The sequence below is a fragment of the Neptuniibacter sp. PT8_73 genome (assembly GCF_047778045.1).
Taxonomy (GTDB): domain Bacteria; phylum Pseudomonadota; class Gammaproteobacteria; order Pseudomonadales; family Balneatricaceae; genus Neptuniibacter.
Genome location: NZ_CP180545.1, coordinates 1,270,265 through 1,285,690, shown reverse-complemented (window position 1 = coordinate 1,285,690; position 15,426 = coordinate 1,270,265). Strand labels below are relative to the sequence as shown.

Below are 15,426 nucleotides of genomic sequence, written 5' to 3'. Positions count from 1 at the left end.
TATGCATATGCATGATTATCAACCTCTATATAAAAATAATTTTAAGAGGAACAAGTTAAGCAGATACCACCTGCCCATTCTGGAGTTGCTTCAGCATAGTGCTCAAAAGCTGAATTATCCTGCATCGGATTTTTCAGTAAGGCCATCAGATCATTAACTAAAGTAAAGTCACCATCCGTCGCAGATCGAATCGCTTCTTCGGCCATATAGTTACGTAGAATGAATTGAGGATTAACTGAACGCATTTGCGCTTTTCGAATCGGTTGGCTCGCTGGCTCATTTTCCAAACGCTGTTCGTACTTCAATAGCCAAGGCGTTAAAGCTGATGGATAACTGATCAGCTTCATCAAATCAGCAATCGATTCATCACTACCGTCAAAATTAGACAGAGTTCGGAAGAATCGATTCATATCGACATTTTGTTGCGCAAATAGCTGCAACAATTCTCGCACAAGCTCACTATCACCCTGCTCATCTACCTGTAAACCTAAACGACGTCTAAATTCAGTTAGCTCTGCTTTTTTATATCGCTCGGGATAGCTATCTAATAGCGCGATCACATCATTCTTATCAATCAATGTTAATAAAGCCTGACCGAGGCAGGACAAATTCCACTGCACAATTTCAGGCTGGCGCTCAAAAGCGTAGCGGCCTTTATGATCATTGTGATTACTCACGAGCTTCGGCTTATAGGTATCCAAAAAGCTGAACGGCCCATAATCGAAAGTTTCGCCTAGCAACGACATATTATCTGTATTTAAGACAGCATGAACAAAACCATAAGCTTGCCATTTAGCGACCAACTCAGCGCTGCGCTGAATCACCTCTTCGTACATCGCCTGATAAGGGTTATCGGCCTCTTTAAACTTCGGGTAGAAACGATCTAAACAGTAATCAGCTAAGACTTTTAACTCATCATGCTGACGGGAGTAATAGAGATATTCAAAGTGTCCAAAGCGCACGTGGCATTGAGTTACACGCAAAAGTGCTGCGCAGGGTTCCATCATGCCATCACGCATCGCTTGCTCTTTACTGCCAACCAACGCTAGTGCGCGAGTGGTTGGAATACCAAGCCCAGACATAGCTTCACTGATTAGGTACTCGCGGATGCTGGAACGCAGTACAGCTCTACCATCACCAAAACGAGAGAACGCTGTTTTACCTGAGCCTTTAAGATGAAGATCCCATCGCTCCTCTTTACTGTTTACAACCTCCCCCAATAATAGACCACGACCATCGCCCAATTCCGGGTTATATACGCCAAACTGATGACCCGTATATTTCATGGCAAGAGGCTGGCTGCCTGGTAATAGCGTTTGACCACCGAAATAGTTAGCCAAATCAGCAGACTGGACACTATTAGCATCTAGATCCAGCAAGGTTGCAACATCAGGATTAAATGCAATTAAAAAAGGATCACGTAAGGGAGTTGGCTCTATCTGTTGATAAAATAGATTTGGCAACCGCAAGTAGCTGTTATCAAAGTTGAGGTTTTCAAGCGAAGCCATGATGATAGTATCCCTTAACTCTTGGTGTAGACTTTCTATTACCCTAGCATTTTACTCAGGTACTATCATCCCCTCTCTTATAAGGTTATTTTCACTGCTATGACTAACGCCTCAAACAACCCGAGTTACCAAGAGAAGATCTGGCAGATCGTTGCCATGATTCCAGAAGGAAAAGTAGCTACCTATGGTCAGGTTGCAGAGCTGGCAGGGTTATCAAATATGGCTCGTGCCGTGGGTAGAACACTAAGCCAATTACCTAAAGATACGCAGTTACCTTGGCATCGAGTTATTAATACCCAAGGTAAAATATCTTTCCCGCAAGATAGTGAAGCTTACCGCCGTCAAAGAGAACGATTAGAAAATGAAGGAATTAGCCTGATCCACGGTAAGATCAGGCTGAAGGATTATCGCTGGCAACCTTAAAAATGCAGTACAGCAATCTTTAAAGGGTGCTGGCCATCAACGGAAGGGAAATCTATTTCGGGTTGTAGTAACTCATAATCCACCACAGGCTGTCCTGCCTTATTCGCACAACGCTTAACCAGATCGAGCCACTCATCCATCTCTACTTTAGCAACGTTGTTAGTGCACACCAAAGTTCCACCAGGTTTCGTAGATAAGATGGATGGTTTTAAAACACTTTGATAATCACGAATCAGATCTACCGTACCAAAAGGACTTTTCGCCCAACGTGGTGGATCGAGGTAGACTAGATCAAACTGTTGCTCATCAAGCTTAAGATACTGACGAGGTTTCTGTCCCCTCTTCACGCGCTGCTTGATTGGGATGCCTGCAAACTGTTTCGCTGCGGTAAAGAAATCACTTTGAATAAACTCAATACGATCTTCAGAGAGCTGATTAAGCTCGGCATTCTCTCTACCTACATCTAGATTTCGTTCTGCGAAGTCAACATTCACCACATTAGATGCGCCCGCAGCAGCCGCACAAACACCGACACCGCAGGTATAAGAGAATAAGTTCAGAACTGATTTATCTTGGGCATGTTCTTGAACGTAACGACGACCTACACGCATATCTAGAAACAGCAGCGGATCTTGCCCCGCATGCTTGCCTCTCACTCGGTAGTTAATACCCAGCTCCTGACCGACGAGTTCTAATCCTCGTTTGTCATGCTCATCTTCTCGGCGCGAGTTACGTGCACTGCGATCGTTATATACCACCTCTTCTATTTCAAATAGAGACGCGTAATGATCACTGATCAGATCGACTTGATCAGTTGATAAAGCTTCATGAAAGGTTTGAATTAAAAGCTGCGGACCGTAACGATCAATGTTTAAACCGGATGCTCCCTCATTCGTACCATGAAACAGGCGGTAACAGTTGGTATTTTCAGCATGCAACGCAGGTAACAATTCAGCACGAGCTAAATCAGCATGCTTTAACAGGGAAGTAAGATCCGACATTTCAACGTCCATAAGCAGTGAAGCGCAGCATTGTACCCCTTCACTTGCCTATCAGCTAAATTTTTATCGATCCGTTCGACACCAACACTCTGCAAGATGGTCATCAACTAAACCGGCAGCTTGCATGTATGCATAGATAATCGTTGAGCCGACAAACGACATGCCGCGTTTTTTAAGATCTTTGGAAAGCGCATCACTGACCTCAGTGGTCACGGGCACCTCTTCAAATTTCTGCCAATGATTCACAATCTGCTTGTTATCAACATAAGCCCAAAGGTAGCTTGAGAACGAGCCAAACTCTTTTTGTATTGCACGGAAAGCTAACGCATTTTTACGCGCTGAATAGATTTTAAGCTTATTGCGGATAATCTCTGGGTTTTCACGAAGCGCTTCCAGCTCAGCATCAGTCATGTTCATAACTTTTTCGACATCAAAGTTATAAAAGGCTTTACGATACCCTTCCCTTTTACGCAAAACAGTTTCCCAACTTAGGCCGGCCTGAGCACCTTCGAGAATCAACATTTCGAAGAGTTTTTGATCATCGTCTTCTGGAATACCCCATTCATTATCATGATAATCGGCATAAAACTCTTGCCCTGGTTTATTCCCAAAGCAACGCTTCTTACCATCTCTTTCCGATACTTTCATAAGGGTTCCATGTTAATCGTAATAGGGCTGTTAAAAACGCCCTAGCTCAGCCATCTTGGCAGCGACAGCCGAAAATTCGGGCTTATTCTGTAAAATTTCAGTTTGAGTCAAACCTTCAAGTTCATGGGGAAACACTAACCAATCCTGACTTATATGCACATAAAAATCAGGCTCTGAACCCGTTTGATTATTTTCAGGCTTGTAATAAGGAGTCGCTATTTTGATCTCTGGCGTGTTTTTCTTACACGCCGCTTTGATCTCTTTAATCGTTTGCGCAATGCTTAAACCGGAGTCATGTACATCATCCACTATAAGCAGAGAATCCTCAGACTCTAAGCGCTTAATAAGGTAGGTTAAACCATGTACTTTGATCTGCCGGCTGCGCTCACCTATGCCGGTATAAGATGAAGTTCGTATCGCAATATGATCAGACTGAACCCCAAGACAAGCCAACACTTCCTGTACAGAGATTCCGACAGGTGCCCCCCCTCGCCAAACACCGACAATGTAATCGGGACGAAAACCACTTTCAAAAATCTGCAGCGCCATCTGGGTAGAGTCTTCCAGTAACTGTTGAGCGCTTATATAAACCTTGTTCATCTGCCCTACTTCACTCACTATCGAATATGAGAGATATCATAGCCTTTCATAGCGCTATATAACAAAGCAGGATGTTTAGTTGATCTTGAATAGAACGATCAGGCTTGATTGGCTTGCCGCTCTTGCCAACGGCGACCTTTATGAAATTTGCGGCGCTCTCGCCCAGAAAACTTTCCGCCTAGCTGCTCGCCAATTTTTTGTGCTGAAATAATGTTATCAATTCGCCTTTCGTTTTCAGGATCACGACGATCAGCATGGTGACGATAGCGGCATTCACAATTTTGGGATGCACTACACCCCGGCAGAGGAATCATCGGGGCTTTATCTGGGAAGAAGCGACGTTCACCTAATTGATCAACGGCAGCACAGGGATATAAGCCAGACTCAATAGATACCGCTCTGTAGCGCTTATCGGCTTTACTCTTGAGCTCACGTTTAATTTTGTGCTGCTTGTGTAAATACAAGCCCACAATGACGACGGCAATCAACGCCAGAATCCATTCCATTTCATCTATCCCTAGATTAGAAATCACATAATTTTCGTTATAGTTAAGTTCAAAGCTCTCACATTAAATCAAGAGCTTCTAATATTAGGAAATACAACTTACTATAGTTAAACTTAATATGTAAAGCATTAAGCTACAGTTATTTGGCTTGTTTTCTCTAAGCAGTGAGGAACAAAAAAGCCACGCTCATAAGCGCGGCTTTCCCAAGAAATCAAATCACCAATATATTGGTTTAACGTTGAATATCTAACTGTCTTAAGCGATCGATCGCCTCGACTTCACGGTCGATGTGATCCATTTCCGATTCAACATCAGAAATATAGTCGATACTATCACGTACCTGCTGATCAGCTTGTGTAGAAGACTCAACCAAACTCTGCATCTCCGAACTTAAATTCTTTGAGCTGTCAGAGATCTGCACCATAAACTCTTCAGTATCAGTAATGGTTTCTCGGATAGAGTTGATTGAGCTGGTTACAGCATCAACTGTTTTGCCTGTCTGATCCAAACTTTGCTGAGTATTATGAGATAGCTGACGGACTTCATCTGCTACCACCGCAAAGCCTCGACCTGCCTCGCCTGCTCGTGCCGCCTCTATCGCAGCGTTCAAAGCCAACAGGTTGGTTTGGTCTGCGATGCCCGAGATAACGCTCAAGATAGATAGTACTTCTTCCGAGTTATGTTTTAGATCTTCAACCTTGGTGTGCAAGGCCTGACGGTCACTACTCTGAGTTTCAATATCTTGGGAGAAGCCTAGGAATCTACGCTGGATATCATTCAACACACTACCCGTGCTTTGTGCATAACCCGCAACTTGACCGAAGCTGTCGACCATCTTACGCAGCAACGGACGGTACTCACCCATGCACTCAACTAGGTTGCTTTGCAGTTGGTTAATCTGTTCCAGACTATTAATTCTTGAATTCAAGAAGTACTGACGGAAGTTACTGTAGTGGAACGGGAACTTATCCGCGTACTCATCTTTAAACTGCTCACCCGGTTGTACTTTAAAAAAGAACAACGCCGTTAGCGTTTGGTTCATGTGTACACCTAGCAGCTCACCAAAGGTAGAGAAACCCGCTACTTTGATGTCGTCAAAGTCATGCACTTGAGATAAGTTCATCGCGTTGTTTAAACGACGTAAAACACAATCATTTGCCAACATAGCTACAGGTTTACCTGGTTTGCCATGCATAAAGTTGCGGAAAGATTGACTGGTACTTTGCGCAAAGTCTTTCGCTTTAACCAAGAATAAGCGATCACCAAAATCTAAGTCGCAGAAGAACGCGATACTGCCATCGGCTTCATTGATGCCTGCAATAGAACGTACGAATAGCTCTCCACCGATCTCTACCGCAAAGGAATAACCATTCAGAGCATCACCCAAACCAGACGCAGGGCATTTAAAGTGGTCACACAGCAAGTCGACAATGCTGGTTAATTGGTAATTGCCATCCTTGATAACGGATTTCACTGTACGAGAATGAACATCAGATTCTGCAATAACGAAGGAGGTCGGCGTTTTTTCAAAGTTATGCGACTTAAATACACCATAACGAGTATTTTCAGCCAACTTAACAAAGATCACTACAGCCTGGTTATGTGCAACACGATCACCGTCATAAACCAATGCTTGTTGGAAATCTAACTTACCACCAGCCGATCCACCGACGAAATAACATGGGAATTCACCACTTTCATACAAACCTTGCATAAAGAAGTTTTCACTCGCGGATAAGCCATCAAAGAAGGTCAGCGCTAGCGTATCTTGATAATTGATATCGAAAGGTACATTTACTCGACTAAACTCTGCAGCAAGCTTATTAACACGCTCTTTACGTGTCATAGTGACATTGCCAGATCGGATATCTTCACAATGTAGAGGGATAGAACTGATGTGTACATCCGCAAACACCGCTTGGCTGTAGCTTTGAACTACAATGTGATCCCAATGACTATCCGCTTCGTGATATAGACTCGCACCACAAGAACTCAATTCCCCTGCAGTCATGATACCAACAACTTTCGAGACATCCGGCAGCGCTGATTTTAACTGACGTACTGTGCCTTCAAAATCTAAGTGGGGCGATATAAATGCCAAAACCAGCGCTGTAGACGCCCCTTCAAATTTCAGCGACTCGAGATTTTCGGCGGAAATTTCTCTGCTACTTAACGACTGAACCTTAATAACATCGTTATCAACAACTGATTTTTTAGAGGATTTACTTCGACCAAACCAAGACATGCTACTTCCACCTTTTGCTATGAAACGCCGTTATTTTTCTTAGAAAGATTGCGTTCTAGCACTATATAACTACAAATCTTTACAGATTATTCTGCTCTTTATCGCATTAAAGCTACTCATGGGCCTTTGAAACAACCACATCAGGCAAAAACAATACTTAAGCAGCAATAAAACAAAACCAAAGCACTACTATGTTATAGATCCTTCCCTCCCATTCGTAAAGTAACCCTAAGTAATTAAAGGATTTTATTCATAGAGGGACCTATCAACAAAAAAATGAGTGCTATTGCGACGTCTATAAAGGGCTAACTGAAGCTGATGCCAATGAAAAAAACACCTACTACACGAAAGCTGCAGACGGAAGGAAAGTAAACGGATTTTTTATAAGATGAACTGAAAAGGCTCGTGTTGTCAGGCAGCTTGAAAAGCTGCCCTATTAACCTAAAATCAAATTACCAAAGAAGCAGATACAGCAACCTTCCCTATAATAAGCCTATTTAATAGACATCAATCAAATCATTTAAGCCAATTTAAACTCTCCAACTAAGCGCTTCAAACGGCCACTCAGCTCAGATAAACGAAGATTAGATTCTTGAGTTTGGCTCGCTCCATCGGCATTAACCTGTGCAATTTGATCGATACTCAAAATACTGCGATTAATCTCTTCAGAAACGTGGGCTTGCTGTTCTGAAGCTGTCGCAATCTGCGTATTCATCTCTGTCAGATGGTTAACTGAAGTGATAATACGTTCTAGTGCTGCACCGGTCTCCGCTACTTGCTCAACCCCGCTGGCAGCTATGACCTTGCCTTTATTCATTACATCCATCGAACTACGTGCATAACCTTGTAGATCGGTAATAATCGTATCAATTTCCTCGGTTGAAGCTTGGGTTCTTTGTGCAAGATTGCGCACTTCATCAGCCACAACAGAAAAGCCTCGGCCGCTGTCTCCTGCACGAGCGGCTTCTATTGCTGCATTTAACGCCAACAGGTTTGTTTGGTCAGCAATATCTCTAATGACTTCGAGAACAGTCGTGACCGAATCGCTTTGTTTATTCAATCGTTGAATAACTTGGGTTGCTTGCTCGACTTCAGACGCTAATGCATTGATCACATCAATGGTTTGCTCTGTTACTCTTAAACCTGTTTCAACATCATGTTGTGCTTGATGTGTAGCCGCCAGCGCCTCGCTGGTACTGCATGCAACTTGCTGCACCGCTGAGGTCATCTGATTAATGGCCGCTGCCGCTTGGCTAGTGTCTTGTTGCTGCTGATTAATGGAAACCTGAGTTGTGTCTACATTTTGAGAGAGTTGCTCTGTAGCCTCAGCCATCACTTTTGTGGATTCAGCGACATCACTTACAGTATTTCTAATTTTATTTACAAACGTATTAAAGCGGCTCGATAGCAGAGCTATTTCATCGCTGCCTTTCACTTCTAATTCAACCGTTAAATCGCCACTGCCACTGGCAATCTCTTTCATATGCTGAGAAATTCGGCTGATCGGGTTTGCAAGTGATCCGGCAAGTTTTAAAGCCACCAATACAATAATAATTAATGAACTAACTAGTAAAGAGCCCAGCAACCACTGCAAATCGTGTATAGGAGCAAACGCTTCGGCTTCATCCATTTCAGCTAATAAGGCCCATTGCAAACCTTTAATAGTGACAGGTGTATAGGAAGATAAAACCGGATTACCGTTGTAATCGATAATAATGTTTGTTCCAGTCTTTTGAGCTAAAGCGTCATTCGCCGCTTGAGTATCCACCTTACCTTTCTCTGGATTTGCGAAAGACGCCAAAACAGTATGGTGAATAGGGTCCAAAAATGAGTCGGATCGCATTAAATGATCAGGTCCAACCAGATACGTCTCCCCCGTCTCACCTAAGCCATTACGTTCCCCCATAATGGCATTGATATCAGTAATCGATAACTGTAAAGCAACCACCAGCTCTATCGATCCTTCAGCATTCTTGATAGGCAGTGCTATAAAGGCTGCGGCTGCACCATTTGAAGGTGCGTAGGGTGAAAAATCAGTAATACCAAACTTTCCAGTGCCTAACACCTGCTTAAATAAGCGGGCTAAATTTGAATCGGCATAAGTACCATTCATTAGGTTTGTTCCGAAATCAGGTTCTCTCTCAACCGTATAAAAAATATCTCCCTGAGGATTAATCAAAAACAAATCATAGTAGCCACCTTGTTTTTGAAAATTCGCATATGCCTGATCCGAGGAAGCAGAAACCTGATGCGATACAAAATTATCTAACTGACTAGACTGTCTCAAACGCACAATTTCAGCCAATTGGTTTAAATCAATCTCCCTTTCGGCAAAATAATTCTCTATTTGCCTCTTTTTGATTTCCCTTATACCGGTCAGCTGTTGATAAACAGAACGTTCAAGTGCATCACTGCTATCGATAATCGCTACACTGATAGCAATTAATAAAGGAACGAGTCCCATCAAGAGCAATGACATTAAGATTTTTTTACGAATGGTGAGTGAACGGAACATCACACTGCCCTCCATGGAACAAATTTAATTCAACATCCCTGCACAATTTTTGCGTGCTTCAACCACTGTAGACCAAATAAAGTAAACTGCCATTTTTACTAGTCCACCACTCCAACGCCTGCTTGAGCAATTTTCATACAAAAGAGCTTCGCCGTTTACCTAAAAGATCTAGGGTCAAAAGGAGTATTGATCAAACAATAAACATGGATTATAAATACATTTATAAAGAGTTTTTCTACAACAAAAATAAATACAGTGAGGATGTAAAATGAAACTCCTATCCACTATGGCAGCTGGGCTGTTAACAACGACTCTATGCTGGGCGGGTCCAGGCGATCAGGTTGATTTCCCTGAAGGCTATAAAACCAATTTCACCCCTTATTTATCCCTTAACCGCACTCAAAATCACGACCAATACATTCGTTTGTATATTAACGATAAAGGTCTGAGCGGTACGCAGGAAAATGGCCAATTACCTTATGGTTCTGTCATTGTGGCAGAGGTATATAAAGCTAAAAAAGACGCAGAAGGTAATGTGCTTACCTCTAAGCTGGGTCAACGCCTAAAAGATAAATTTGCACTAGTAGCGGTAATGGAGCGCCGTGAAGGTGCTGCAGCTGAATACCCTAAAGGCATGGGCAATGATGACTGGGATTTTGCTGCATTTAAACCTGATGGCAAACGCGCTAACAAAGATCTAACCGCTTGCGCCGCTTGTCATGCACCTTATAAAGACAGCCATCACCTGTTCTCCTATGAGCATATCCTGACAGAACAATCGATGAAGTAATCTGTCTGTAAAAGCAGTATTCTAAACCCTGCTTCAGCATGATGTTTGAAGCAGGGTTTTATTTTTTGTAACCATTCAGATCATTGGCAAAAAACATGGATGCGAAAAGCGCTCAGGAATACTGTCTATCCCGTCCGGAATCACAACTGGATTTTCCCTTTATGCCTGATGTACCAGTGTTTAAGGTAAAAGGAAAAATGTTTGCCTTGTTAGGCCAGTGTGGATCAACAGGCAAAGAGTTAGGGCCTGAATTTGCGAATTACCACTTCCTTAATCTGAAATGCGATCCTGAAGAAGCGATTATGCTCAGGGACGTTTTCCCTGAAGTACGAAGCGCTTACCACATGTCTAAGAAACACTGGATTAGTGTTGTTTTAAAAGATTCCATGCCTACAAAAGAGATCGAGCGCCTTATTGATCGCTCTTATGGCTTAGTTGTGAAAAGTTTAAAGAAAATAGAACGACAACAACTAGAGCGTTTATATTCTGAAGAAGAGCTCTACCGTTAACTTCTTCTATGCATCCTTCTCATGAGACTGAGAGTGTTCCGTTAGCCAAGCAGAGTATTTCTCAGGTGCTATCGGAGGAGAGAAATAGTAGCCCTGCGCCATATGGCAGCGATGCCTAATTAAGAAACCTAATTGATCTGATGTTTCCACACCTTCCGCAACCACTTCTATATTTAACGCTGAGGCCATCGAGAAAATCGCATTTACAATGGCTATATCACCTTGCTCAAATGGCAATGTTTGGATAAAAGATCGATCAATTTTCAACACATCAACAGGCAATTGTTTCAGATAACTCAAAGAAGAATAACCGGTACCAAAGTCATCCATCGCAATGGATACACCTAGAGTCTTGAGTTTCTTTAGAGTGCTCACTGAATGTTCAATATTCTCGATGACTGCGTATTCAGTAATCTCTAATTCAAGCTGGCCAGGATCGATGTCAAAGCGCGTCATTCGTTCTAACAGATAATCAAATAGGTTGGCGTCTTTAAGCTGTCGAGGAGAAAGGTTAATTGCAATTTTATGCCCTACGATACCCTCCTCTTTCCATTTAGCTAGCTGTTTACAGACTTGGAAAATGACCCAATAACCTAGATCACAAATCAGGTCGCTTTTTTCTGCTATCTCGATGAATTGATCAGGGTGGTAAACCACTTCGCCGTCATCCAACCAACGAATCAGCGCTTCAGCACTGTTGTATACATACTCGCCATCTTGGATTCGCACTTTAGGCTGGTAGAACAGCTGCAGTTCATTTTTGCTCAACGCTTGCTTTAATTCCTGCTCAATCCGCTGTTGAGCTTGTCGCTGTAGCTCCAAATCTGAGGAGAAAAACCGAACCTGTCCCCGGCCAGCCTCTTTCGCCTGATACATCGCCGTATCAGCTTGGATAATCAGATCTTTGCCGTTGTCAGAATCATTGGGGAATGTAGAAATACCGACGCTGGCACCCGGTTTCATCACATGACCATCGATCACAAAGTTTTCACCAGCCTGTGCGACAAGGTCCTCAGCAAGACCAATAAGATCGGTCGCATCATCAAAGTGAGTAACGATGACCGTAAACTCATCACCACCAATGCGATATAAAATATCCGAATCACGAAGACGCTTTTTAAACTTTTCGGCGGCGCTGATCAGCAGTTTATCACCAACCGCATGGCCGAACTGGTCATTAGCCCATTTAAAGTTATCTAGATCTAAATAGAGCAAACCAACTTTAGTTTTTTCTCTGCGCGCACGTTTGATCTCTTCGTCTAAACGCATCAAGAAAGAGTGACGATTAGGCATATCGGTAAGGGAGTCATAATAAGCTAAGGCATGCAGCTTTGCTTCCGCTTCTTTTTTATCAGCGATATCAGATAATACGCCTACATACGTAACCTCATCATCTTGCCGCTCTACCCTGTTGAGATTGAGCCATCCTGGGAACGTACTACCATCTTTTTTCCGACCAATCACTTCACCAGACCAACTCCCATCAGTCAGAAACGTTTCATCAATCATCGCTCTGAAATCCACGCCTTTCTCATCGAAAGGTTGAATATCAGGAAGCAAACCGAGAATTTCACTTTCTACGAAAAAAGTGATTTTGCTGTAAGCAGGATTAATATCAACTAAGCGACCGTGTTCATTAGTTACAAACACAGCCTCATCTAAAGCATCTAATGCTTGCTGCGCAACTTGGAGCGAGCGCATAGGAGAGACAAGAGCAAAACGCAGAATAATATAGAGAGAACCAACAAAGAGTAGACTCACCACTGCGACCTGAGTGATTTCCACAATCAGATTTTGGTAGAGGCTTTCAGTTAATGATTTATCACTATAACTAACCTCAACATTACCGATACTCACCTCACCACTTTTGATCGGGTAGCGGATTCGATTATCAAACCCCGACCACGCACCAGCGTGCTTTTTCTCCTCAAACTGACGGATTTCACCATCAATCTTAATTCGGCCCATATAAAGGTGGCCGAAATTACCGTAGACCTTAATGCCCTCCACAAAAGGAGATGACATTTCAGAATCTAGAATGGCAGAGGCAAGTTCTACCGAATAGGTGCGATCATAAGCTTTTTTATAAACATTCCATATGGTGGGTCTAACCGAGTTAGCGACTCGCTCAGCAACAGAGTGGCCTCGCTCTTGCAGATTGCTCTGCATCAATTCAGAAGCAACGCTAAATCGCACGATCACAAATACAGTCATTACTAAGAAAGTGATTAAACTCAGAATGACAAGGAGACGAACGGTCAGTCTACTAAACATTATTTATCGTATGGTCCAAACCACTGATAATAGTTGTTGTAAGCTTCCTTGAACTCTTGTTTTTTCTCAATGATTTTCTTGCTCAATGGATCACGAGAGGCGTAGTCATCCAAAATACTATCAGACACTATTCTCCAACGCTCAATATCCTCAGGGCTCCATGTATTGATATTAAAATCATTCGCTAAGAAAAGGTTAAAGGCTTCAAAATCTTCCGTTTTAGCCTTCAACGTGGTGGTTAAAGTATAGGATTTAATCGCAGTTTCGAGAATTGCCTGCAGATCAGGTGGTAACTCATCAAACGCTTCTTTGTTAATTAGAAAATCGGCCAATACAGAGGGCTGCCAGATAGCTGGGACAATGGCATGCTTACTAATATCATGTAACCCAAGATTCCAAGCACCACCTGCTGTAGTCCACTCCACAGCATCAAGATCTCCGTTCTCCAATGCTGGGCGGATCTCTTGAGGGACCGTTGGCAGTGTATAGGCACCCGCTGCTGCCGCTAACACCTCACCAGGTAACCCCGGTCCAATTCGAATCTTCTTCGCATGGAGATCATCTAAACCTGTAATCTCGGTTTTCGAAAGTAGGCCAAATTCCATCCCTGCCCACCACGCAGGGCGCCACATTAAACCATCAGGGCTTGAAAGTTCATTGGCTAGTCGTTGACCCTCTCCTGCATAAAAGAACATCATCGAGCCATCAAGATTCATAAAATCAAAAGGACCCGCATTCATCAGCGCCCAAGCTGGATGCTGCCCCGACCACCAGTTCGGCCAGCCATTGCCCATTTCAACACGGCGCTCTTTAACTGCATTGTAGATATCAGGACCACCGGTAATTACACCACCGGGATGAGGCTTAATAAGAAAACGTCCACCGCTCATCGCTTTAACATTATCAGCAAAACGCTTGAGCTCTTTAAAATCTATACTGGTTTCTGTCGCCTGCGACTGCAACTGCCACGTATAGATTTTTTCTTCTTTCTCAGTACAGCCAGAAATACCCAGTACTAGTAAGAAAGAAGAGAAGGAAACAAGAAAGAACTTTACGGCCTGATGAAACATAATCCACTCCAAATAGACTATAACTTCACAACTACAATTGGGTTCTAAATTAACTATAGAAACTAATACGCTTCTGTCTATTCACTATAGTTCTCAAAGAACAATTGGAATCTAGTTAGATGCATTGGTAACACAATATCCTTACTAATCATAGGATTATCGGTTATTGATCCGTAAAAAAACCTCAACTTTTCAACAAGTTAAATTCTTAACTATTAACCAAAACAGTATTACTCTAAATTGCGCAAACATTATCAGATCGAGCTCCTTTAGCATGGAGATAGGAGGAGACGCTATGAAACAAAGTACCGGAAACGACTACAGACGACGCTTATGTAAAGTGATCGACTATGTCTACGATAATCTGGATAAGGATTTAGATGTAAATAAGCTGGCCGATATTGCTGCTATGTCCCCCTACCATTTCCACCGGATCTATCGAAAAGTCGCTGATGAAACCATCAACGCTACGGTACGCCGCCTTCGCCTACAAAAAGCAGCCTCAGAACTAATTCGGACTGATCACTCGTTACTTACCATTGCAAAGTCGGTTTCCTACACCAGCTTAGAAGCGTTTAGTCGCGCTTTTCATAAACGGTACGAGGAAACACCTAGTAAGTATCGAGCTCGCTTTAAACAGCCATCAGCACCCATAGAAAGTTTTAAGGCTGATATCCCTCACATAGCTCAGGAGCAAAGGAATATGTTTGATGTCGAATTTATTGATTTAGAAAAGCAAGGCCTGATCGGGTATGAACATCAGGGCGACTACCTGGAGATAGGACAAGCATTTGAAAAACTATTTATGTTTGCCGGAACTCATAATCTTGTCACAGACAAAACCCGTTCGTTTGGTATTTACTACAACGACCCAGGTAGCGTGGACAAATCAGAACTCCGCTCACATGCCTGTCTGACCGTTGAAGCCCCGATAACTGATACGATTGAAGAGCAACCTGAATATCTAGAAATACCCGCTGGAAGATGTGCGACGGTTGTATTTAAAGGCCCATATTCAGAATTGGAGAAACCATACGATTGGTTTTTTGGAAAGTGGCTACCGCAAAGCGGCATGGAAGCATCTAACTTCCCTCCATTCGAGGAGTATTTAAATGACCCTAAAAATACACCACCTTCAGAACTACTTACCCGAATCTATTGCTTAATAAGTTAAATAAACGCATGTAGAGTAGGCTTATCCAGCACTTATAAGCCTACTCTACGCATATTCAAACAACTGTTCACATACCTACAAATTAACCTTTGATAACAAAGGGTTATTTACTCCCTAAAGTCCCTCTAAAAGCACCATAAAAACAATACCTTCGGTTACTTAT

13 protein-coding genes are annotated in these 15,426 nt (G+C 42.8%); 4 read left to right on the top strand and 9 right to left on the bottom strand.

The annotated features are described in order from the left end of the window. Positions 1-41: 41 nt before the first annotated feature. Positions 42-1,508 carry a protein adenylyltransferase SelO gene (locus ACMXYN_RS05585; RefSeq protein ID WP_415893871.1) on the bottom strand — a complete coding sequence of 489 codons (1,467 nt, stop codon included), beginning with the start codon at positions 1,506-1,508 and terminating at the stop codon, positions 42-44. A 99-nt stretch (positions 1,509-1,607) separates the two neighbouring features. On the opposite strand from ACMXYN_RS05585, the gene ACMXYN_RS05580 reads away from it, so the two are divergent. Next, entirely contained in the window at positions 1,608-1,931 is a 324-nt protein-coding gene (locus ACMXYN_RS05580) for an MGMT family protein (RefSeq protein WP_415893870.1), read from the top strand. On the opposite strand, the gene ACMXYN_RS05575 is transcribed toward ACMXYN_RS05580, so the two are convergent. The 6 genes from ACMXYN_RS05575 to ACMXYN_RS05550 form a co-directional block, all read right to left on the bottom strand. Continuing rightward, complete coding sequence (locus tag ACMXYN_RS05575; RefSeq protein ID WP_415893869.1) at positions 1,928-2,932, bottom strand: class I SAM-dependent rRNA methyltransferase; 1,005 nt, start codon at positions 2,930-2,932, stop codon at positions 1,928-1,930. The two genes, ACMXYN_RS05580 and ACMXYN_RS05575, sit on opposite strands and share 4 nt — an antisense overlap. 63 nt (positions 2,933-2,995) lie before the next feature. Beyond that, positions 2,996-3,580 carry a DNA-3-methyladenine glycosylase I gene (locus ACMXYN_RS05570; protein ID WP_415893868.1) on the bottom strand — a complete coding sequence of 195 codons (585 nt, stop codon included), beginning with the start codon at positions 3,578-3,580 and terminating at the stop codon, positions 2,996-2,998. Between the two features lie 30 nt (positions 3,581-3,610). Beyond that, entirely contained in the window at positions 3,611-4,180 is a 570-nt protein-coding gene (locus ACMXYN_RS05565) for a phosphoribosyltransferase (RefSeq protein WP_415893867.1), read from the bottom strand. 98 nt (positions 4,181-4,278) lie between these two features. Further along, positions 4,279-4,686 (bottom strand): hypothetical protein, encoded by a 408-nt coding sequence (locus ACMXYN_RS05560; protein WP_415893866.1) that lies wholly within the window; start codon positions 4,684-4,686, stop codon positions 4,279-4,281. A 232-nt stretch (positions 4,687-4,918) separates the two neighbouring features. Next, positions 4,919-6,931 carry a methyl-accepting chemotaxis protein gene (locus ACMXYN_RS05555; RefSeq protein WP_415893865.1) on the bottom strand — a complete coding sequence of 671 codons (2,013 nt, stop codon included), beginning with the start codon at positions 6,929-6,931 and terminating at the stop codon, positions 4,919-4,921. 520 nt (positions 6,932-7,451) lie between these two features. After that, positions 7,452-9,446 (bottom strand): methyl-accepting chemotaxis protein, encoded by a 1,995-nt coding sequence (locus ACMXYN_RS05550; protein ID WP_415894466.1) that lies wholly within the window; start codon positions 9,444-9,446, stop codon positions 7,452-7,454. Between the two features lie 268 nt (positions 9,447-9,714). Between ACMXYN_RS05550 and ACMXYN_RS05545 the strand changes: the two genes are divergently transcribed. Both ACMXYN_RS05545 and ACMXYN_RS05540 read left to right on the top strand, forming a co-directional pair. Next, positions 9,715-10,236 (top strand): cytochrome P460 family protein, encoded by a 522-nt coding sequence (locus tag ACMXYN_RS05545; RefSeq protein ID WP_415893864.1) that lies wholly within the window; start codon positions 9,715-9,717, stop codon positions 10,234-10,236. A 95-nt stretch (positions 10,237-10,331) separates the two neighbouring features. Further along, positions 10,332-10,745 (top strand): MmcQ/YjbR family DNA-binding protein, encoded by a 414-nt coding sequence (locus ACMXYN_RS05540; RefSeq protein WP_415893863.1) that lies wholly within the window; start codon positions 10,332-10,334, stop codon positions 10,743-10,745. Between the two features lie 6 nt (positions 10,746-10,751). Here the strand turns inward: ACMXYN_RS05540 and ACMXYN_RS05535 are convergent, their stop codons facing one another. Then, positions 10,752-13,019 carry a putative bifunctional diguanylate cyclase/phosphodiesterase gene (locus ACMXYN_RS05535; protein ID WP_415893862.1) on the bottom strand — a complete coding sequence of 756 codons (2,268 nt, stop codon included), beginning with the start codon at positions 13,017-13,019 and terminating at the stop codon, positions 10,752-10,754. Continuing rightward, positions 13,019-14,089, bottom strand: a complete 1,071-nt coding sequence (gene dctP, locus ACMXYN_RS05530) for a TRAP transporter substrate-binding protein DctP (RefSeq protein WP_415893861.1) — start codon at positions 14,087-14,089, stop codon at positions 13,019-13,021. Before dctP ends, ACMXYN_RS05535 begins: the two co-directional genes overlap by 1 nt. A gap of 295 nt (positions 14,090-14,384) precedes the next feature. Here dctP and ACMXYN_RS05525 point away from each other — a divergent pair, with 295 nt between their 5' ends. After that, positions 14,385-15,263 (top strand): AraC family transcriptional regulator, encoded by an 879-nt coding sequence (locus ACMXYN_RS05525; protein ID WP_415893860.1) that lies wholly within the window; start codon positions 14,385-14,387, stop codon positions 15,261-15,263. Positions 15,264-15,426: the final 163 nt, after the last annotated feature.